The organism is Pantoea sp. X85, assembly GCF_029623675.1.
Lineage (GTDB): Bacteria > Pseudomonadota > Gammaproteobacteria > Enterobacterales > Enterobacteriaceae > Pantoea > Pantoea leporis.
Window position 1 is genome coordinate 1,938,859 of sequence record NZ_CP121108.1, and the last position, 19,567, is coordinate 1,958,425.

General features: G+C 56.4%; 21 protein-coding genes. 14 read left to right on the top strand and 7 right to left on the bottom strand.

What is annotated here, in order from left to right; translation table 11 throughout:
• Positions 1-290 precede the first annotated feature (290 nt).
• From P6287_RS09060 to P6287_RS09115, 12 genes are all read left to right on the top strand, one after another.
• Positions 291-1,271 (top strand): 6-phosphofructokinase, encoded by a 981-nt coding sequence (locus P6287_RS09060; RefSeq protein WP_101764479.1) that lies wholly within the window; start codon positions 291-293, stop codon positions 1,269-1,271.
• 10 nt (positions 1,272-1,281) lie between these two features.
• Positions 1,282-1,596: a PTS sugar transporter subunit IIB gene (locus tag P6287_RS09065; RefSeq protein WP_008110086.1), complete on the top strand. Its 315-nt coding sequence runs from the start codon at positions 1,282-1,284 to the stop codon at positions 1,594-1,596.
• Complete coding sequence (locus P6287_RS09070) at positions 1,589-2,962, top strand: PTS sugar transporter subunit IIC (RefSeq protein ID WP_008110085.1); 1,374 nt, start codon at positions 1,589-1,591, stop codon at positions 2,960-2,962. The genes P6287_RS09065 and P6287_RS09070 overlap by 8 nt, the downstream gene beginning before the upstream one ends.
• Entirely contained in the window at positions 2,949-3,791 is an 843-nt protein-coding gene (locus P6287_RS09075; RefSeq protein WP_101764478.1) for a class II fructose-bisphosphate aldolase, read from the top strand. The genes P6287_RS09070 and P6287_RS09075 overlap by 14 nt, the downstream gene beginning before the upstream one ends.
• A 62-nt stretch (positions 3,792-3,853) precedes the next feature.
• Positions 3,854-4,123, top strand: a complete 270-nt coding sequence (locus P6287_RS09080; RefSeq protein WP_277974825.1) for a hypothetical protein — start codon at positions 3,854-3,856, stop codon at positions 4,121-4,123.
• A 9-nt stretch (positions 4,124-4,132) separates the two neighbouring features.
• Positions 4,133-4,570 carry a PTS sugar transporter subunit IIA gene (locus tag P6287_RS09085; protein WP_101764476.1) on the top strand — a complete coding sequence of 146 codons (438 nt, stop codon included), beginning with the start codon at positions 4,133-4,135 and terminating at the stop codon, positions 4,568-4,570.
• A complete protein-coding gene (locus P6287_RS09090) occupies positions 4,567-5,151 on the top strand; it encodes a glucokinase (RefSeq protein ID WP_101764475.1) in 585 nt (194 codons plus the stop codon). The genes P6287_RS09085 and P6287_RS09090 overlap by 4 nt, the downstream gene beginning before the upstream one ends.
• Before the next feature lie 124 nt (positions 5,152-5,275).
• Positions 5,276-6,070, top strand: coding sequence for an SDR family oxidoreductase (locus P6287_RS09095; protein ID WP_277974826.1), 795 nt, complete (start codon positions 5,276-5,278; stop codon positions 6,068-6,070).
• A gap of 224 nt (positions 6,071-6,294) precedes the next feature.
• Entirely contained in the window at positions 6,295-6,651 is a 357-nt protein-coding gene (locus P6287_RS09100; RefSeq protein ID WP_101764474.1) for a hypothetical protein, read from the top strand.
• Positions 6,652-6,700: 49 nt separating this feature from the next.
• Positions 6,701-8,701: a protein-disulfide reductase DsbD domain-containing protein gene (locus P6287_RS09105; RefSeq protein WP_277974827.1), complete on the top strand. Its 2,001-nt coding sequence runs from the start codon at positions 6,701-6,703 to the stop codon at positions 8,699-8,701.
• Positions 8,701-9,423 carry a DsbA family protein gene (locus P6287_RS09110; RefSeq protein ID WP_110866094.1) on the top strand — a complete coding sequence of 241 codons (723 nt, stop codon included), beginning with the start codon at positions 8,701-8,703 and terminating at the stop codon, positions 9,421-9,423. The genes P6287_RS09105 and P6287_RS09110 overlap by 1 nt, the downstream gene beginning before the upstream one ends.
• Positions 9,420-9,917 carry a protein disulfide oxidoreductase gene (locus P6287_RS09115; protein ID WP_277974828.1) on the top strand — a complete coding sequence of 166 codons (498 nt, stop codon included), beginning with the start codon at positions 9,420-9,422 and terminating at the stop codon, positions 9,915-9,917. The genes P6287_RS09110 and P6287_RS09115 overlap by 4 nt, the downstream gene beginning before the upstream one ends.
• A gap of 16 nt (positions 9,918-9,933) precedes the next feature.
• Here the strand turns inward: P6287_RS09115 and P6287_RS09120 are convergent, their stop codons facing one another.
• Positions 9,934-10,263: a cupin domain-containing protein gene (locus P6287_RS09120; protein WP_101764470.1), complete on the bottom strand. Its 330-nt coding sequence runs from the start codon at positions 10,261-10,263 to the stop codon at positions 9,934-9,936.
• A gap of 128 nt (positions 10,264-10,391) precedes the next feature.
• Between P6287_RS09120 and P6287_RS09125 the strand changes: the two genes are divergently transcribed.
• On the top strand, positions 10,392-11,030 hold the full coding sequence (locus P6287_RS09125) for an RpiB/LacA/LacB family sugar-phosphate isomerase (protein WP_277974829.1): 639 nt from the start codon (positions 10,392-10,394) through the stop codon (positions 11,028-11,030).
• Positions 11,031-11,666: 636 nt separating this feature from the next.
• Here P6287_RS09125 and P6287_RS09130 read toward each other — a convergent pair.
• The 6 genes from P6287_RS09130 to P6287_RS09155 form a co-directional block, all read right to left on the bottom strand.
• The gene (locus P6287_RS09130) at positions 11,667-12,422 is read right to left on the bottom strand and encodes an ABC transporter ATP-binding protein (protein ID WP_168197477.1); all 756 of its coding nucleotides are present in this window, start codon (positions 12,420-12,422) and stop codon (positions 11,667-11,669) included.
• An 18-nt stretch (positions 12,423-12,440) separates the two neighbouring features.
• Positions 12,441-13,307, bottom strand: coding sequence for an ABC transporter ATP-binding protein (locus tag P6287_RS09135; protein WP_277974830.1), 867 nt, complete (start codon positions 13,305-13,307; stop codon positions 12,441-12,443).
• Positions 13,279-14,184, bottom strand: coding sequence for an ABC transporter permease (locus P6287_RS09140; RefSeq protein WP_101764467.1), 906 nt, complete (start codon positions 14,182-14,184; stop codon positions 13,279-13,281). Before P6287_RS09140 ends, P6287_RS09135 begins: the two co-directional genes overlap by 29 nt.
• Complete coding sequence (locus P6287_RS09145) at positions 14,181-15,206, bottom strand: ABC transporter permease (RefSeq protein ID WP_064741146.1); 1,026 nt, start codon at positions 15,204-15,206, stop codon at positions 14,181-14,183. Before P6287_RS09145 ends, P6287_RS09140 begins: the two co-directional genes overlap by 4 nt.
• Positions 15,203-16,834, bottom strand: coding sequence for an ABC transporter substrate-binding protein (locus P6287_RS09150; RefSeq protein WP_277974831.1), 1,632 nt, complete (start codon positions 16,832-16,834; stop codon positions 15,203-15,205). The genes P6287_RS09145 and P6287_RS09150 overlap by 4 nt, the downstream gene beginning before the upstream one ends.
• A gap of 61 nt (positions 16,835-16,895) precedes the next feature.
• Complete coding sequence (locus P6287_RS09155) at positions 16,896-18,050, bottom strand: mandelate racemase family protein (RefSeq protein ID WP_277974832.1); 1,155 nt, start codon at positions 18,048-18,050, stop codon at positions 16,896-16,898.
• Between the two features lie 323 nt (positions 18,051-18,373).
• Between P6287_RS09155 and P6287_RS09160 the strand changes: the two genes are divergently transcribed.
• Positions 18,374-19,489: an ABC transporter substrate-binding protein gene (locus P6287_RS09160; protein ID WP_277974833.1), complete on the top strand. Its 1,116-nt coding sequence runs from the start codon at positions 18,374-18,376 to the stop codon at positions 19,487-19,489.
• Positions 19,490-19,567: the final 78 nt, after the last annotated feature.

The window sequence follows — 19,567 nt, forward strand, 5'->3', positions numbered from 1 at the left end:
AAATGCGCGGGAAATCACAAAATAGATCGAAATAAAAATCGCGAAGAGGGCGTTTATTTGGGTTGCTGATTTTACTACGCAAAATAAATATAAACCTATGATTTTATTTGTTATTAAGGTTTTAAGGTAAAAAATGCCATGTGATTTACATCACAAAAATAAGCCTTTGTTGGATGCTGTCAATTATCTCACTCGGGAAATTCATCGCAAAAGTGTGACATTCGTTGCAAATAACAATGCGGTTAATCGGAAGAATGAATTCCAGACGCACAGCATAAAGGATGATGACAATGAGAATTGGCATGGTGATCAGCGGTGGCGATGTCACCGGGATTAATAACTTTGTGTATCAAATATCGCGCTTAACTCAAGCGGAAATGGTGTTATTTAATGGTGGTATTCCAGGTTTGCTGGAAAACAATCATCAGGAAATATCCCAACGTGATTTAGTGGATTACGCCATCGCCGCTATTCCGGTGATGCAATCGGGACGAACCAGCAGGAAATTAATTCGCCCGGAATATGAGATGATCGCCAAACACCTTAAATCGCTGCGCATCGATGTATTAATTATGGCGGGCGGAGACGGCTCATTACAATTCCTGCATACGCTGAGCGAATTTGGTGTCAACTGTTTTGGCGTCGGCATGACCATCGATAACGATGTCTTTGGCAGTGATTACAGCATCGGTTTCTCCACCGCCTGTGAGCAGGTGTTAAAAGAGGTGGCGAAGTTACGTAATACCGGCCGCGCCTTAACCGGTCGTGTATTTATGGTGGAGCTGCTGGGCGGTTATTGCGGTGAATTAACCTTGCAGTCAGCGATCAAATCCAATGCCGACTTCGCGCTGATCCCGGAATGCCAGATTGCACCGCAGGAGCTGGCGGAACGCATCACGCAGCGGCTGGCGGCGCAGAACAGCGTGATAATTTTGTGCTCGGAAGGCTATACCCGTGAATATTCGCCGGGCTTTCAGGGCGCGATCGATACCTTAATCAAACAAATTGAACCGTTAATTGGTGTGCGTATTCGTAAAACGATTATCGGTTATGGCCTGCGTAATGGCGATCCTACCTGTGAAGAGATTTATCAGGGCACCATTATGGCCAGTGAAGTCGCGCGTTGTATTCAGTCGGGAATGCGCAATAAAGCGGTGATTATTAATGGCAGTAATCGACCGATTCCGATTGATTTAATAAGCATGAAAAAACGCCTGGTCGATACGGAAGGGCATCATTATAAACTCGCTAAACAACTGCAAATTCTGTGAGGAAATAGCCATGCTGAAAATATTATGTGTCTGTGGATGTGGTTTGGGTTCAAGCTTTGCGATTGAAATGAGCGCCAAGTCAGTATTAAAGAAACTCGAAATTGATGCTGATATTGATCACACCACCATTTCTGAAGCCAACGCCTTTAAATCCGACATGATTTTAACCCAGAAAGCCTTTGCTGATGTGTTAAATGCCGATGCCAGCCCGGAACAGATCAAGCGGGTGATTATTCTCAATAAGCTGACCGACAAAGCGGAAATTGAAGAGAAAATCGTGGCGTTTATGAAAGAACGTAACTTAAAGGTTGCTAATCATGAATAGTGTCATCGACTTCCTGGTAAAAGACTTATTGGGGCAGGCATCGATACTGATCGCCTTTATTGCCCTGATTGGTCTGCTACTGCAAAAAAAATCGGCGGGCAAGGTGGTGGAAGGCACCTTTAAAACCCTGCTCGGTTTCTTAATTATGATGGCCGGTATCAACATTATTGTCGGTACGCTGACCTTCCTGAACACCATTTTCACCCACGGCTTTGGCATGCAGGGTTATATCACCGACGTTGCCGCCATTGCCGGGTTAGCAAACCGCGAGCTGGGTTCAGAAGTGGCGCTGACGCTGTTGGTGATCTTTATCGTCAACATCATCATTGCGCGTCTGACACCGTTCAAATACATCTTCCTTACCGGACAGGCGCTGCTGTGGATGGCGACCATCGGTGCGGTGATTGGCTATAAAGCGGGGCTGACAGGTTTACCTCTGATCCTTACCGGCGGCATTTTTGGCGGCATTATGGCGGTGGTGATGCCTGCGCTGGCCCAACCGGTGGTGCGCCGCATCACCGATTCTGACGACGTGGCGCTCGGGCACTTCTGCACCATTGGCTATCTGCTAACGGCGGCGGTGGCAAAGGTGGTGGGCAAAGGGTCACGCTCCACCGAAGATCTCAAACTGCCCGACAACTTTAAATTCCTGCAGGACACCTATCTGTCGATGGCGGTGGTGATGGTGCCGATGTACCTGATCCCTGCGGTCGCCGCCGGTCCGGAATTTATCGGCCAGTACAGCAACGGCATGAACTACCTGATGTACGCCTTTATGCAGTCGATTCAGTTCGTGTGCGGTGTGTTCGTGCTGTATAGCGGCGTGCGTCTGTTGCTGAACGAACTGGTGCCGGCTTTCCGTGGTATCGCCATGCGTCTGGTGCCGGATGCAAAACCGGCGCTCGACTGCCCGGTGATGTTCCCGTACGCCCCGAACGCGGTGATCGTCGGCTTCCTCGCCACCACGCTGGGTTCGGTGGTTGGCATGCTGGTGTTCCCGATGTTTGGTCTGGCGATGATTCTGCCAGGATTGCTGACTAACTTCTTTGCCGGTGGCACCGCAGGCGTGTTCGGTAATGCGCTCGGTGGGCGTCGCGGCGCAATGATCGGCGGTTTCGTGCACGGTCTGTTCATTACCTTCCTGCCGGCGATTCTGGTGCCGATGCTGGAAAGCTACGGTTTTACCGGCGTCACCTTCAGTGATTCGGATGTCATCAGTACCGGCCTGGTGCTCGGCCATGCATTCCAGAATAACTGGCTGTTCGTCGCGCTGTTTATCGCCTTTATTACTCTCATCGCCTGGTTTGTTAACGGAAAATCCACCAAGTCTAAATCCCATGAGGAAAAGCTCCATGAAACTTTATAACTTTACCGATCTGTTACAGGTGGCTAAAGAACGTGAATTTAAAGCGCTCGGTTCCTTTAATTTGCACTGCCTGGAAATGTTGCCCGCCTTTTTTAAAGCAGCGGAGAAAACGAATAGCCCATTAATGATTCAGATCTCAACCGGAACCGCCAAATATCTCGGACATAAATTATTGGTGGATGCGATTCGCTCATTGTCTGAAAGCCGTAACGTGCCGACCTGTTTGCACCTCGATCACTGTTCGGATTTGGACGCTATCCAAACCGCGCTGGATGCGGGCTTCAGTTCAATTATGTATGACGGTTCACATTTACCGATTGAAGAGAACATCGCCAATACGCGCCGTGTTATTGATATGGCGCGCCCGCTGGCGGTTTCGGTTGAGGCGGAATTGGGCGCGATTGGCGGTTCGGAAGATGGCAAAGAGGTGGAAATGAACGATGCGGCGTTTACCACCGTCGATGAAGCCAAACGCTTTGTCGATGAAACCGGCGTCGATATGCTGGCGATCTCCATCGGCACGGTGCACGGCTTGTACACCGGTAAAGCCCATATTCAGCATCAGCGCCTCGCGGAAATTACCGATGCCACTAAAACGCCGCTGGTGCTGCACGGCGGTACCGGCGTCAGCGATGAAGATATGCGTCTTGCAGTGCGCAGCGGGATTGAGAAAGTCAACGTTGGCACCGAGATGAATGTGCAGTGGGTTGCAAACTGCAAGCAGACGTTTGAAAAGGGCAAGGTCAACGACAGCGTGCGTAATTTCCTTGTGCCGGCCAACGATGCCGTTACCAATGTGCTGGTAGAAAAGATTCAACTGTTCCGCTAATTCCGACTTACTCATGACGTAACAACCTGAGGTGCCCGGCGCCATTCGGGGCAGGAGATGCTATGTTTGGATTCTTGAAAAAGGGCTCTGATAATAAGAGCCAGGATTCACAGGAAATAGATCTTCAGGCTGAAACCATCAGCGGGAAAATAAGCGAACTGGAACAACAGTTGGCTAGTAATCCGCAGGCGGCAGACACGCAAAAACAATTAATGCTGGAATATAATCGTGCATTAAATATCTTTGCCAAAAGTCGACACTATCGTCAGGAAATTGATCCGTTGTTTGTCAAAATTGATGAACTGCGTAACACCATTCGCAAATCGTTTTAAGGAGGCAGTATGAGTATTAAACAGCTGCTGCAGGAGGCAAGTGCGATTCAGGTGGGGATCAGCGCCAGGGATTGGCGCGAAGTGATCGCGCTGGCGGCGCTGCCGCTGGTGAATGGCGGTTACATCAAAGCCAGTTACCCGGAAGCGGTGATCGCTAACACGCTGGAGCATGGCGCCTATTACGTGTTTGAGGAGGGCATCGCCATTCCCCATGCGCGGCCGGAGGCCGGCGTGCTGAAAGATTGTTTCAGCATGATTGTGCTGGATGAGCCGATCTCATTCGACGGCAGTGACAAAGCCGACATCGTGATTATGTTCGGTGCGCGTGACAGTAACGCCCACATTGAAGAGGGCATCCGCGCGATTGTTACGCTGCTGGAGGATGAGGAGACGCTGGTGCGACTGCGAAAGGCCAGCAGTGCCGCGGAGGTGATAGAAATCCTATGACAACCGACACAGAAGAGAAAATTGTCGTGCTGGTGAATGGCATTCCGGCTTCCGGCAAAAGCACGCTAACGCGCGCGCTGGCCGAGCATTTCGGCTTTCCGGTGCTGACGCTGGATAGCCTGAAAGAGCCTTTTATGGCCAGCTTTGCGCCGGTGGATCGCCTGCGCAATCGCCAGTTAGGTTGTGCGGCGTATCAGGCGATCTGGCAAGTGGTGGCGCAAGCGCCGACGCGTTGTATCTATGTCATCGATGCCTGGTTTGGCTTCCAGCCGAAAGAGGTGCTGCAGCAGGGATTGCAGCAGGCGGGCGTGACGCGGGTGCTGGAGCTGTGGCTGGCGATCACGCCGGATGAGGCGGTAGCGCGTTATCAGGCTCGTTTAACCGATCGCATGCCGGGACATCCGGGCGCGGAGTATCTGCCAGAACTGCGCAAGTTAGCAGAAACCGCCCAACCGATGGCGCTGGGTCCGGTGTTGCAGCTTAACGCACGCAATCCGGATCAGGCGGCAGCCTGCGCCTGGTTACAGCGTCAACTGCGGCTGCCGATCAGCGCTCAACCGGCTTTATCGGCCTCGGGCTAAATAATGTCGGCAGCAGGCTGAACGCACATCAGCCCTGTGGCCGACAGCACCATCGCATGATTCGTCAATGCATCTTCTCCTGTCTGAACCAGGCTTTGTGATTACGCTCACAGAGGAAAGCACGATGAATATCGATTTACACGGAAAAACAGCCTTAGTTACCGCATCAACTGGCGGTATCGGTTTTGCCATTGCACAAGGTCTGGCAGCCAGCGGGGCGGAAGTGGTGCTGAACGGGCGCAGTGAAGCCTCGGTGAGTCGTGCGCGCGAGAAGCTCAACGGATTAGTGGCGGGCGCCAAAATTCACACCTTTATCGCCGATCTCGGCAGTGCCCAGGGCGTAAAGCAACTGCTTAACGGCTTGCCGCCAATTGATATTCTGGTGAATAACGCCGGGATTTACGGTCCGCAGGATTTTTATGAAGTGGATGACGACACCTGGGACGCCTATTGGCAAACCAACGTGATGTCCGGCGTGCGCCTGTCACGGGCTTTATTGCCGGAGATGGTGCAGCGTGGTTGGGGCCGCGTGGTGTTTATCTCCTCGGAATCAGCCTTGAACATTCCCGCCGATATGCTGCATTACGGCGTGAGTAAAACGGCGCAGCTATCGCTGGCGCGCGGTCTGGCAAAAGTGGTGGCGGGCAGCGGCGTGACGGTAAACAGCGTGTTGCCCGGCCCAACGCTCTCTGATGGCTTTGCCGCGATGATGGAAGATGAGGTGAAGCGCACCGGTAAGCCGCTGGAAGAGCTGGCGAAAGAGTTTGTGATGGCGCAGCGGCCAGGTTCGGTGATCCAACGCGCCGCCACGGTGGAAGAGGTGGCGAATATGGTGGTGTATGTTTGCTCGCAACAGGCGTCGGCGACGTCCGGTGCCGCGCTGCGCGTCGATGGTGGCGTGGTGGATGATATTGTTTAACGCCGTATAACGATAAAATATTGATGGACGCAATCATCGTAGCGGCGCCATAGATTGCGTCGTGTTTAGATGGATAATATGCCTTCGTTTAGATGCGCGATAAATCGCGCCGCTACGATGCCGGATCTGCGTTGAGCACCACAAAGACAAAAGTTTACACAGCAAAGCTTGGTGTTTCTGCTGCAGATGCTTAAAATACCCGCACTTTTCTCTGAGGCTGCGGCATGACGATATCGCTATCACGCGCAAAATGGATTCTGGCACTGGTTTGTCTGGTGCTGGCGTTTTGTCTCGTCCAGCGCAGCTTCAATTTGCCTTCCGCACCTTTAGCGCAGGTCAGCGCGTCCGCGCACACCAACAGCAGTGATGATGCCAGCGGCAGCGAAAAACCCTGTGCGCTGAGCGCAAAATCGCTGAGTGCCGCCGCGCCAATCCTTGATACCGCATTGCCTTTCCTGCTGTTGCTGCTGGCACTGATCGCCACCTTCACACAAACCACCACTTGCGTCGGCTATCGCCGCGCACCGCTGTTTCCACCTCTGCGACGGCGGCATCTGACCTTTTGCGTCTTCCGGGAATAACACCTGCGCGTTACATCGCGTAAACCCTGTTATTCACTGGAGAATTCACATGACTGTATTGATCAGGAGCCTGCTGCTCCTGCTGGCGAGCTGCGCGATCACTGCGCAGGCGGCAGATACTGGCTGGCTGCGCAATGCGCAAAACAGCCACGCCGAAGTGCGCTTGCGCAGCGCCAGCCACAACGATAATCAGCAACTGCTGCTGGATATTCGCCTGCAACCCGGCTGGAAAACCTACTGGCGCACGCCAGGCGAAGGCGGCGTTGCGCCGGAAATCCGCTGGCAAACCCCGGCGGTCAAGGCGCAATGGTTCTGGCCCGCGCCCGAGCGTTTTGACGTCAGCGGCTTGACCACGCAAGGCTATAAAGGCGATATCACGCTGCCGATCGCGCTGGCGAAACTGTCGAGCCAGCAACTTGCGGGAACGCTGACGCTCTCAACCTGTAGCGACGTTTGTATCCTCACCGACTTCCCGTTCAGCCTCGATCTGACGCAGCCCGCAGACGCCGATTTTGCCCGCGATTTCGCCGAGGCGATGGGGCGCATCCCGGCGGCTAGCGGCTTAACCGATCAACTCGACGCCAGCTTTGTAAGTGGCGAATTGCAGATCCGCGCACAGCGTCAGGGCGGCTGGCAACAACCTGAACTGTTCTTCGATTATCCGCCAGGCAGCATGCTGGCGGCACCGACGATCCGTGTGAATGGCGACACGCTCAGCGCGCGCGTAGCGGTCACCGATGAATGGGGCGAAGCGGCACCGGATCTGCGCGGCAAAACGCTGTCGCTGGTGGTTGCGGATGGTGGCATTGCGCAGCAAAGCGCGATAAATATCGGCGCGGAAACGCTGGTGTCCGGCGATGCGGCGCAAACCTTATGGTCTGTGTTGCTGCTGGCGCTGCTCGGCGGCTTGATCCTCAACCTGATGCCGTGTGTGTTGCCAGTGCTGGCGATCAAGCTCAGCAGCCTGGTGCAGCAGCAAGGGCAAACGCAGCGTCAGACGCGCCAGCAGTTTCTCGCCTCCAGCGCCGGAATCATTTTCTCCTTCCTGCTATTGGCGCTGCTGATGACGGGACTGCGACTCAGCGGTCAGGCGCTGGGCTGGGGCATTCAGTTCCAGAGCAGCGGCTTCCTGCTGGTGATGGTGCTGGTGATGTTCCTGTTTAGCGCCAGCCTGTTTGATCTGCTGCATTTCCGCTTGCCGTCGGGTTTGAATACCAAACTGGCGACGCAGGGCGGCGACGGCTTGCTCGGCCACTTCGGCCAGGGCGCGTTTGCCACCTTGCTGGCCACGCCGTGCAGCGCGCCGTTTCTCGGTACGGCGGTGGCTTATGCGCTGACGGCACCGCTGCCGCAGCTATGGCTGCTGTTTGTCGCGCTCGGTGTTGGCATGAGTTTGCCGTGGCTGCTGGTGGCGGCGTTACCGGGCATGGCGCGCTGCCTGCCGCGTCCGGGGCGCTGGATGCTGCATCTGCGCAGCGTGCTCGGCCTGTTGATGCTGCTCGCCACCTTCTGGCTGGTGACGTTGCTGGTGCCGCATTGGGGCAGCACCTTCGCGCTGGTGCTGGCGGGCGTGTTACTCGTGGTGTTGTGTGGCTGGCTGGTGAAACGTCGCGCGCTGCAGCAGGCGGGCGTGGTGTTTATCACCCTGACGCTGGCCGGAGCGCTGTTCCTGATGACGCGTATCTCGCCGGAAGAGGAGGCGCTGCACTGGCAGCCGTTGACCGAAGCGGCGATCCATCAGGCACTTGAGCAGGATAAACGGGTGTTTGTCGATGTCACCGCCGACTGGTGCATCACCTGTAAAGTGAATAAATCTCGCGTCCTGAATCAGCCCGATGTGCGTGCTGCGCTCAAAGCCGATGACGTGGTGCTGCTACGCGGCGACTGGACGCAGCCCGATCCCGCCATTGGTGAATTCCTGCGCCGCCGCGACCGCGTGGCGATCCCTTTTAACCAAATTTATGGCCCGGCACTGCCGCAAGGCCAGATTTTGTCACCGCTGCTGAGTCGTGAAGCGGTGATCTCCACTCTCTCTGAGGCGAAAAAATAATGAAGAAATCCCTGTTACTGCCACTGATGTTCCTTGCCATGCCTGCACTGGCGGCCGCGCCTTTTACGCCTGAGCAGGAAGCGCGCATCAAAGAACTGATCCGTGAAACCCTGGTGCAGAATCCGTCGATTCTGGCGGAAGCCGCTGATGCCTTTGATAAAGAAGCAGCGCAACAGCAGCAAAACGTAGTGGCGCAGATGGTGAAGAAAAACCACGATGCGCTGTTCAACGACGCCGGTTCACCGCGCATTGGCGCTGAAAAACCGGCGCTGACGCTGGTCTACTTCACCGATTACAACTGCGTGTTCTGTAAGAAGTTTGAAGCCGATATCGAAAAACTGATTAAGGCTTATCCGCAGGTGGCGGTGGTGATTAAACCGCTGCCGTACCGTGCTGAAACCTCTCTCACCTCGGCGCGTCTGGCGCTCACCGTGTGGGAGCAACAGCCGAAAAACTTCCTAAAGCTGCATGAGCGTTTGATGGCGAAAAAGGGCAATCACGATAACGCCAGCATCGACGCGGCGCTGGAGAAAACCGGCATCAAGCTGAAAGAGCCAAGCAAAGTGAGCCTCGATACCATCAACAGCAACCTGACGCTGGCGCAGCAGCTCGGCGTTCAGGGCACGCCAGCCACGCTGGTGGGCGACCAGATGATCAGCGGCGCGGTGCCATATGAGCAGCTGGAAGCGGCAGTGAAAGGCGCGCTGCAGGCGAAGCAATGAGTCGATTAAAGCGCTGGCTGCGTGAGGCACTGCTGCTGGTGCTGATTGTCGCGGCTGCGCTGTGGGGCATGGATTGGATGCGGGCACCGCAGCTGCCTGCCGACCTGGCGCAACAACCGCTGACCTCGCTGCAAGGTGAGGTGAATCTGGCGGAACTCAGTCAGGAACGGCCAGTGCTGGTGTACGTCTGGGCAACCTGGTGTGGGGTGTGCAAACTCACCACGCCAACCGTGGCGGCGATGAGTCAGGAAGGTGACAAGGTGGTGAGCGTGGCGCTGCGTTCCGGCAGTGACGCGCGCGTGGCAACCTGGCTGGAGAAGAAAGGGCTGCAAGGCGTGGCGATCAATGATGAGAGCGGGGCAATCGGCCAGCGCTGGGATATCAACGCCACGCCGACCTTTATCGTGCTGCATCAGGGCAAAGTCATCAGCACCAGCAACGGCTGGACCAGCGGTTGGGGGCTGAAACTGCGACTTTGGTGGGCTTCCCGCTAATCGTTCTGGCGGCACGTTAAGGTGCCGCCAGAAAATCCTCGCGTTGCGGCGTAAAGGTATCCAGCAATACGCCCGCTTCCAGACACACACAACCGTGCACAATGTTCGGCGCTTTATACAGCGTATCGCCGGCGCTCACTTCTTTGGTAACGCCATCAATGGTGAAGGCAAAACGTCCGGACAGCACATAGGTGAGCTGCTCATGCGGATGGTGATGCAGCGGACCGACGGCACCCTGCTTAAAGGTGACTTCCACCGCCATCAGGGTGCCGCCGTGCGCCAGTATTCGGCGCGTTACGCCGTTGCCTAAATCGTCCAGTCGGGTTGCGCTTTTAAAGATAAACATGATTTCTCCTTGCAGGTTGCATCGTCAATATGTGACTTAACTCACAGTCAAAAAGGCATTTAAAGGCTGCATTTTAACGTTCTTTGATTAAAATGAAACAGTGTTTCAATTTAATCTGAGGATGGATCATGAAAATCGCTTTGATGATGGAAAACAGCCAGGCTGCGAAGAACGCAACGGTGTTGAAAGAGCTTCAGTCTGTGGCGCAACCGCTCGGGCATCAGGTGTTTAACGTCGGTATGAGCGACGAACAGGATCACCATCTTACCTATATTCACCTCGGCATCATGGCCAACGTACTGCTTAACAGCAAAGCGGTGGACTTCGTGGTGGCCGGTTGCGGTACCGGCCAGGGCGCGTTGATGTCGCTCAACCTGCATCCCGGCGTGGTGTGCGGCTACTGCATCGATCCGGCGGATGCTTACCTTTTTGCGCAAATCAACAACGGCAATGCGCTGTCGCTGCCGTTCGCCAAAGGCTTCGGCTGGGGCGCGGAACTAAACCTGCGCTTTATTTTCGAAAAAGCCTTTACCGGTGAAAAAGGGCACGGCTACCCGCCAGAGCGCAAAGAGCCGCAGGTGCGTAATGCGGGCATTCTGAACGAAGTGAAAGCGGCGCTGCTGAAAGAGAATTACCTTGATTCACTGCGCGCCATCGATCCTGAGCTGGTGAAAACCGCCGTGAGCGGCCCGCGCCTGCAGCATTGCCTGTTTGAACATGGGCAGAATCAGGAGATCGTGGATTTTGTGCGTGAACTGACGCAGTAATCAAAACGGTTTGAGCGAAGCCAGGGAAACCTGGCTTTGTTGTTTATGTCCTTCTTCATTTGCACTCCGGCATCAAAATGTCGGAGGAAATGTCGGAAAAAATGTCGGAGAAAACGCTAAGAGTAAGGCAGCTTCAGAGTCAGTGAAGCACTCGATTTTGTTATCCCTTCGATTCAACAGTCACGCGTATTTATCCTACCGACCAACCGTTGCAGACGTCTCAATTGTTCATTCAAGTCACCACAGACGACGTAATGCATGTTAGTTAAGCCAGTGACGAGTACGCAGGCCGGTGCCACTTTTGGTCCTGCGGTCCTCGCGCCGCTATCGCGGTACCTTCACTTCGCTCGTCTGCCTGACGGACCGGCGTAGACGGGACATCCTTGTCCCGACTCCGCCTTTCGCCCGCGTCCTGCGGGCTCTCCTGGCTTCCTCGCTTCGTTCAGCGCTGCGGATTGCCGGCCCAAAAGCGGCCCCGGCCTGCTTAAACTTCAGTGCGTGTAGTTGAAAAGGGCATCTTTGCCAGAGGCGCTAGCGGCGCGAGGACGGCCCGTGACGCAGCAGATGTGTCAGAGCCCGCTACCTATTCAAAGCAAAATGTCCTTATCAGTAAGGATTACGCCATAAATGGCGACCCTACACCAAAACCCCGTTATCCTGCCGGCTCGCATCCACCAGCATCTGCGTATAGGCTACTTGCGCGCGATTGTGCACCAGCGCATCGACATCCAGCGTCTCCAGTACTTTGCCGTGTTGCATCACCGCCACGCGATGGCACAGATGCGCCACCACGCCGAGATCGTGCGTCACCATCAAGTAGGTCAGCTTCTCCTGCTGCTGCAGATCGCTAAGCAAATTGAGGATCTCGGCTTGCACCGAGACATCCAGCGCCGAGGTCGGTTCATCCAGTAGCAATACGCGCGGTTCGAGAATCAGCGCGCGGGCGATGGCAACGCGCTGGCGCTGACCGCCAGAAAGTTGGTGCGGATAGCGGGTTTGCCACGCGCGATTGAGGCCAACTTTCTCCAGCATGGCGATAACGCGCTGCTGACGCTGGCCGATGCCGTGAATCTGCAGCGGCTCCTCGAGAATATCGCCGATGGTGTGGCGTGGATGCAGCGATCCGTACGGATCCTGAAACACCATCTGCACGCTGCGGCAGCGCTCGCGCGCGATACGATGTGCCAGCGGCACGCCTTCAATCGCTAGCTCGCCGTGCCAGTGGGTGAACAGCCCGGCGAGGCACTTCAGCACCGTGGTTTTGCCCGATCCGGATTCGCCAACCAGGCCAAAGATTTCACCCTGATGAATCGACAAATTGACGTCGAACAGCACCTGATTACGTCGCTCCTCCTCACCAAAACTGAGGTTGAGATTACTCACGCGGATCATCTCGTTCATCATTGCTCCTTAGGGTTGCAGCCAGCTGGCCTGACGTTGCAGCACCGGCAGACGCGCGCGACGCTGATCCATATCGGGCAGTGCAGCGAGGAGGCCTTGCGTATAGGGATGCTGCGCCTGATCGAGTTCGCTGGCCGCCAGCGACTCCACCACGCGCCCGGCATACATCACCAGCACGCGGTCACAGAAACGCCGCACCAGATTGATGTCGTGACTGATAAAAATCAGCCCCAGACCGCGCTGTTTCACCAAATCATCCAGCAGCGCCAGCACCTGCAAACGCACCGAAACATCCAGCGCCGAAGTGGGTTCGTCGGCAATCAGCAGCTCGGGATCGGTAATCAGCATCATGGCGATCATCACGCGCTGGCCCTGACCACCGGAAATTTCGTGCGGATAACATTGATAGATGCGGCCCGGATCGCGCACCTGCACCACGTCGAGCATCTCCATCGCCCGCTGCCGCGCAACCTCGCGCTGGCCGGGATGATGACTGCGCCAGGCTTCAGCAATCTGCTCACCCACGCGTACCACCGGATTCAGCGAATATTTCGGATCCTGCATAATCATGGAGATGCGCTTGCCGCGAATGGCGCGCATCTGCGCCGGCGTGGCACGCAGCAGGTCCATCTCACCAAACTGCATGCGCTGTGCCGTGACCTGCGCGCTGCGTGGATGCAGCTGTAACAGCGCGCGGCCAACGGTGGATTTGCCGGAACCGGATTCACCCACAATCGCCAGTTTCTCCTTGCCCAACTGGAAGGAGATGCCGCGCACGGCGGGCGTCACCAGCCGGCCATTGACGAAATTGACCTGTAAATCCTGCACGTCGAGCAACGGTGCAGCGCTATTCGCTGCGGGGATCGAGGATGTCACGTAAGCCATCTCCTAAGAAGTTGAACGCTAAGCTGTTGATCAGAATCGCCAGACCTGGCACCGTCACCACCCACCAACACTCCAGCATGTATGTGCGGCCGCTGGCGATCATCGCGCCCCATTCCGGATCCGGCGGCTGCGCGCCCAAACCGAGAAAACCGAGTCCGGCAGCGGTGAGAATGATGCCCGCCATATTCATGGTGATGCGGATAATCACCGAAGGCAGGCACAGCGGCACAATGTGTTTCCACAAAATGCGCAGTGACGAGGCGCCCTGTAAGCGCACCGCGGAGACAAAGTCGGCCTGACGCAGCGACAGTGCTTCAGCGCGCGCCAGACGGGCAATCGGCGGCCAGGCGGTGAGCGTAATGGCGATCACCACATGCTCCAGCCCCGGACCGAGCGCGGCGACAAACGCCAGCGCCAGCACCAGGCTAGGGAAGGAGATGAAGATGTCGGTGACGCGCATCAACACGCTATCCACTTTGCCGCCGAAGTAACCGGCGGTGACGCCGAGCAGCAAGCCCAGCGGACCCACGGTGATCGAGACCAGCAGCACGATATACAGCGTGATGCGCGCGCCCCATACCAGACGGCTGAAGATGTCGCGGCCAAATTCATCGGTGCCAAACCAGTGCTGCGCGTTGGGCGGCGTCAGCGCGTTGTTGAGATCCTGAATCAGCGGATGGTAGGGCGCGATCCAGGGTGCGAACAGCGCCACCACCAGCAGCAGCAAAATGATGCCGCCGCCAATCGCGGTTAGCGGGTTGCGCGCCATTTGCCCGAGAAAATGGCCGATGCGCGCGCCGGTGCGGCGACAGCGCGCCAGCCGTTCGCGCGTCTGGCTGGCTAACGGCGTATCGAGAGAAATCGTCATACTTTGGTCCTCGGATCGAACACCTGATAGAGCAGGTCAGAGAGAAGATTGAGCAGCACGAATATCAGGCCGACCACCAGCACGCAGCCCATCACCGCATTCATATCGCCGAGCATCAAACTGCCGGTGAGATAGGACCCAAAACCGGGCCATGAGAACACGGTTTCAATCAGCACCGCGCCTTCCAGCAGCGAGCCGTACGCCAGCGCCACCACCGTGAGCAGCTGCACCAGAATATTGCGGAACGCGTGCTGCCAAATCACCTGCCATTCGCTGAGTCCTTTCACCCGCGCCGTCAAAATGAACTCCTGCGACAGTTGCGCCAGCATAAAGCTGCGCGTCATGCGGCTGATGTAAGCCAGCGAGTGAAAGCCGAGCAGGGACGCTGGCAGAATCAGGTGATTGAGCGCATTGCTGAACACCGTGAAGTTGCCCACCAGCAAGGCATCGATCAGCAGAAAACCGGTGCGACGCGGCACAATGCCATCGAGACTGAAATCGACACGGCCCGCGCCACCGACCCAGCCGAGATGGGCATAAAACAGCAGCAGACCGACCATGCCTACCCAGAAGATCGGCGTGGAGTAACCCGCCAGGCTAATGATACGCACCAGATAGTCAATCACGCTGTTGCGGCGTGCGGCGGCCCACACGCCCAGCGGGACGCCGAGGCCGGTACCAATCACAATCGCCAGCGTCGCCAGTTCTACCGTGGCCGGGAAGACGCGCAGGATATCGTTGATCACCGGCTGCCCGGTCAGTAGCGCCAGCCCCAGATTGCCGTGCAGCAGGCCTTGCAGATAGATACCAAACTGCACCCACAGCGGTTTATCGAAGCCGAGTTGGTGATAAACCTGCTGATAGGTGTTGTGATCGGCATCCGGCCCGACAATCGCCAGCACCGGATCGAGCGGCATCACACGACCAATAAAGAAGGTCAGCAACAGCAGGCCAAACAGCGTGATCGCCACCTGAACGGTGCGGCTACGCAGGCGCCGCCAGTGGCTTTTTGTCAGCTTCATTGCGCACCTCCCGCCAGGCTGTCTGGCGTTTTCCATACGTCACGCAGGAAAGTGGTGGCCGATGGATGCGGCACGTAATCCTGCACCCGATTATTCACCACCACCGAATCGGTCATTTGCGAGATCGGCATCAGCGCCGGAATCAGCTGGTCGTAGCGCTGCTGGATAGCGAAGTAATCCTGCTGCTGCTGTTTTACATCGCGCTCCAGCAGCGCTTTATCGATCATGCTGTTCAGCTGCGCGTCATAAAAACCGGTGCGCCAGCCCTGAAAATTGGTGAGGCGCGCGCTGTCGGCGTTGTTGGGGTTGTACACCAGCGCGCGCAGGCTGGAGTGCGGATGCGGCTCCACGCCGCTGCCGCCGCGCCCGACCAGCAGATTGAACTGACGATCGCGCATCGCACCGTAGATCTGGTTACCGGTGCCGGTAATGATTTTGGCGCGAATGCCGCCCTGCATCAGCGTGGACTGAATCGCAATCGCGACATTGAGGAACGGCTGATCGGCCAGCACGCGCAGCGTGGTATCAAACCCGTTGGGATAACCGGCGGCGGCCAGCAAGGCTTTGGCGCGCGGCACATCCAGCTTGTAGCCAGGATCGGGCAGCGTTGCCGGCATGCCGGCTTGAATTGGCCGCTGATGCAGCGTGCCGTAACCGGCCATTAGCGTTTTGTTAATCCCCTGATAATCCACCAGATAACGCAGCGCTTCGCGTACCTGCGGATGGGCGAAGTGATCGTCCTTCATGCTCATCGCCAGGTAATAAATCGTGCCTTTTTGTACCGCGTCGATGGTGAGATCGGGATCGTGGCGCAGCGCTTTTACATCGGGGATCGCCATGTTGCTGGCAATATCGAGATCGCCTTTCTCCATCATCAGACGCAAGGTTTGCGACTCCTGCAGATGACGGAACACCACACGCGTCAGCTTCGGCGCACCGCGCCAGTAGTGGGCATCGCGGCTGATGCGCAGCACATCTTTGGCCTGCCACACATCCAGGCGGAACGGTCCGGAACCCGCTTCGTGGGTGGTGAGCCAGCGATTGCCCCAATCGTTATTCACCGCCTGCGCCTGCACGGTTTTGCTGTCGAGCACCACCATGCTGCCGAGCGCCGCCAGCGAATAGAGCACCAGCTTGGGATCGTTAGGCTTGGGCAGGCGAATCACTACCGTGCGCGCATCCGGCGCGCTAATCATCTCATCCACGTTCTCTTTGCTGAAGCCGTAAGATTTCCATACCGAGGCCTGCGCCAGGTTCAGGTGCAGCACGCGACGCATCGACCAGATTACATCGGCGCTGCTCAACGGATTGCCGGAGTGGAAGGTGACATTGTCACGCAGATGGAAGGTGAGTTGACGATTGTCGGGGCTGATCTCCCAGCGCTCCGCCAGCGCCGGGCGCACGTTGGTGAGCTGTTGCGGATCTAACTCGACTAAACCGTCATAGAGATTGACGACAATGCCGACCACTTCGTTGCCGGTCATGGCGGCGGGGTCGAGCGTTAGCAGGTTATTCATGTTCATGCCCACAATCAGCTGGTCGTCTGGCGTGGCCGCCAGCAACGATGGGCTACAGGTGAGCAGCAGCAGCGCGGCGCACCACGCTCTGCAGGGGTTCATCAGGTTCATAAGCAAAGTCCAGCAGGTCAGAGGTTTATCGTTTTTATGCCGTACTGCTTGTGTTGGGCGCTTACCAGCGATTTAGCGTGTGTGTCTCAATCCACGCGAAATTGATGTCCTCCCCAAGTCCGGGACGCGTTGGCAGATGGACAAAACCCTCTGCGTCCATGGGATCGACCAGCGCGTTGAGATAGGCCGGCGGCTGTTCGTAATCGAGGAACGGATGCAGCAGACCGCGTTCGTACCAGCGGCAGTTGCGGATAGCGCCGACCACCGCGATGCTGGCGGCACCGTTGCCGTGTACTTCGCAATCCATACCAAAGGCTTCGGCCAGGCTGGCGACCTTCATGGTGGCGGAGATGCCGCCGACGCCGTTAGCACCGGCGCGCAGAATGTCACACGCACCAGCGCGCACCCAATCGGCGCGGCTGTGGTGTTTGCCGCCGAGACTTTCCGGGCCGAGCACATCAATGCTGAGGTTTTCCGCCAGCCACGCGTACGACGCCATGCTTTCCTCTTCCATCGGCTCTTCGAACCAGGCGAAATTGAGTTTTTCCAGCGCTTTGCCGATGGTGAGCGCCTCGCTGCGGCTGTACCAGTGATAGCCGTCGAGCATCAGGGCGATGTCCGGGCCGACCGCTTCGCGCACCGCGGCGCAGGCTTTGATGTCCATTTGGGTGCTGGGCGCGAACGAAACCGGCGGCATCCAGGTGTGCAGTTTGATGGCCTGATAACCGCGCGCGACCAGTTTTTCGGCAAACTGCGCGTATTCATCGGGCGTGGATAAACCGCCTTCCAGCTCATCGCCGCACATGGTGCTGCCGTAAGCGGGAATTTTCTCGCGATAACCGCCAAGCAGTTTGTGGACCGGTTGTTTGAGCTTGCGACCAATCAAATCCCACAGCGCCTGTTCCACCGCCGATAACGCACGTTCGGTGAGCTGATGGGCGCTACCGCGCTGCCAGTGCACCAGATCCTGCCACAGACGCTCGCGATCAAAGGCATTTTGCCCAATCAGCACTTTGCGGAAGAAGGTATTCACCACGTGCGGACGAATCACTTCTGCGGGGGCAAACGCGTAGCCGCAATCGCCATCTTCGCTGGTGATGGTTAGCAGCGCCATTTGGGCATCGGTCTCTGCACCGGGATGCGAATGTCCGGCGCTGTCAGAGACGCGTCGCGTGGGGTAGCTAAACAGGGTGACATCAATGGCACTGATCTTCACGGTAACTCCTCCTTCAACTCAGTGGCTTGCCCAACTGAGTATTAACTTAAAAAATAAAACGTCGTTTCATTTTGTAATTTAGCGTTCACATTTTGTTTACGCATTAGCCAAAGCGCGGGATAGCGCGGCGATTAATTGGGCATTTGCCCGGTAAGCTGTGAGGTTTTTCACGAATGAAGGGCATTTTGTGAGCGATTGCACAGTGGGAAAAAGCGCGGGGAATGTAAAAAAATGTGTCTCCGGGGCTTTTCATTTGCTGTCAGCCAGGTAATAGTGACGCCGCGAAATTTAAATAATAATCATTATCATTCTAGGTGTATTAAATGAAATCATGGCTGATAGCACTGGGATTACTGGCGGTGACGGGTCACGTTGCGGCGAAAACCATTACCGATGTGGCTGGACGACAGGTCGAGGTCAAGGAGGAGTCTAAACGCATCATTCTCGGCGAAGGGCGTCAGATGTATTTGCTGGCGGCGTTTGACACCGCTGCGCCGTTCCAGCGCGTGGTGGGCTGGCGTGACGATTTCCATAAAGCCGACTACGACGGCTATATGGCGTATGAAAAGAAATATCCGCAGATCAAAAAGCTGCCGACCTTTGGTGGCGCGAAAGATGGCACCTTTAACGTCGAACAGGCGCTGACGCTGAAGCCCGATTTGGTGCTGATGAACCTCGAATCCAAAGCCGCGACCGACGAAGGCAAGCTGATCGAGAAGTTACAAGCGGTGGGCGTGCCGGTGGTATTTATCGACTTCCGCGAGAAGCCGATGGAACATGCTGAGCAAAGCATCCGCATCATGGGCGAGCTGGTGAACAATCCGCAGCGCGCCGAAGAGATCGTGGCGTTCCGCCGTGCGCAAATCGAAAAGGTGACCGATCGCCTGAAAAACTTTAACGGCACGCGCCCGAAAGTGATGATTGATCGTGCTGGCGGCTACAGCGACGAGTGCTGCATGTCGTTTGGTAACGAGAACTTTGGTCAGATGGTAGAACTGGCGGGCGGCAGCAATATCGCCAAAGCGTTGATTCCAGGCACGTTCGGCACACTCAATCCCGAGCAGATCATCGCCAGCCGTCCCGATGTGGTGGTGGTGACAGGCGCGAACTGGAAAAACTACAACACCGTGGGTAAATGGGTTGGCGTGGGGCCCGGTGCGGATGTGAAAGAAGCGACGGCGCGTTTACGCCTGCTAATGATGCGTGATGCCTTCAAAACACTGCCGGTGGCGCACAACGGTAACGCGCATGCCATCTGGCATCAGTTCTACGACAGCCCGTATCAGTTTGTCGCGATTCAGGCGCTGGCGAAGTGGCTACATCCTGAACTGTTTGCCGATCTCGATCCGGACGCCACGTTCCGTGAGTTCCACGAAAAGTTTCTGCCTTTGCCGTATCAACCAGGTTATTGGGTAAGCCTGCCGGCAGATAAGTCTTAAGTTAGAGTGTGTTAGATAAGTGTTAAACGTTACTGTTTATCTTTACTAATATTTCACAGGTGGCTGCACGTTGTTTTA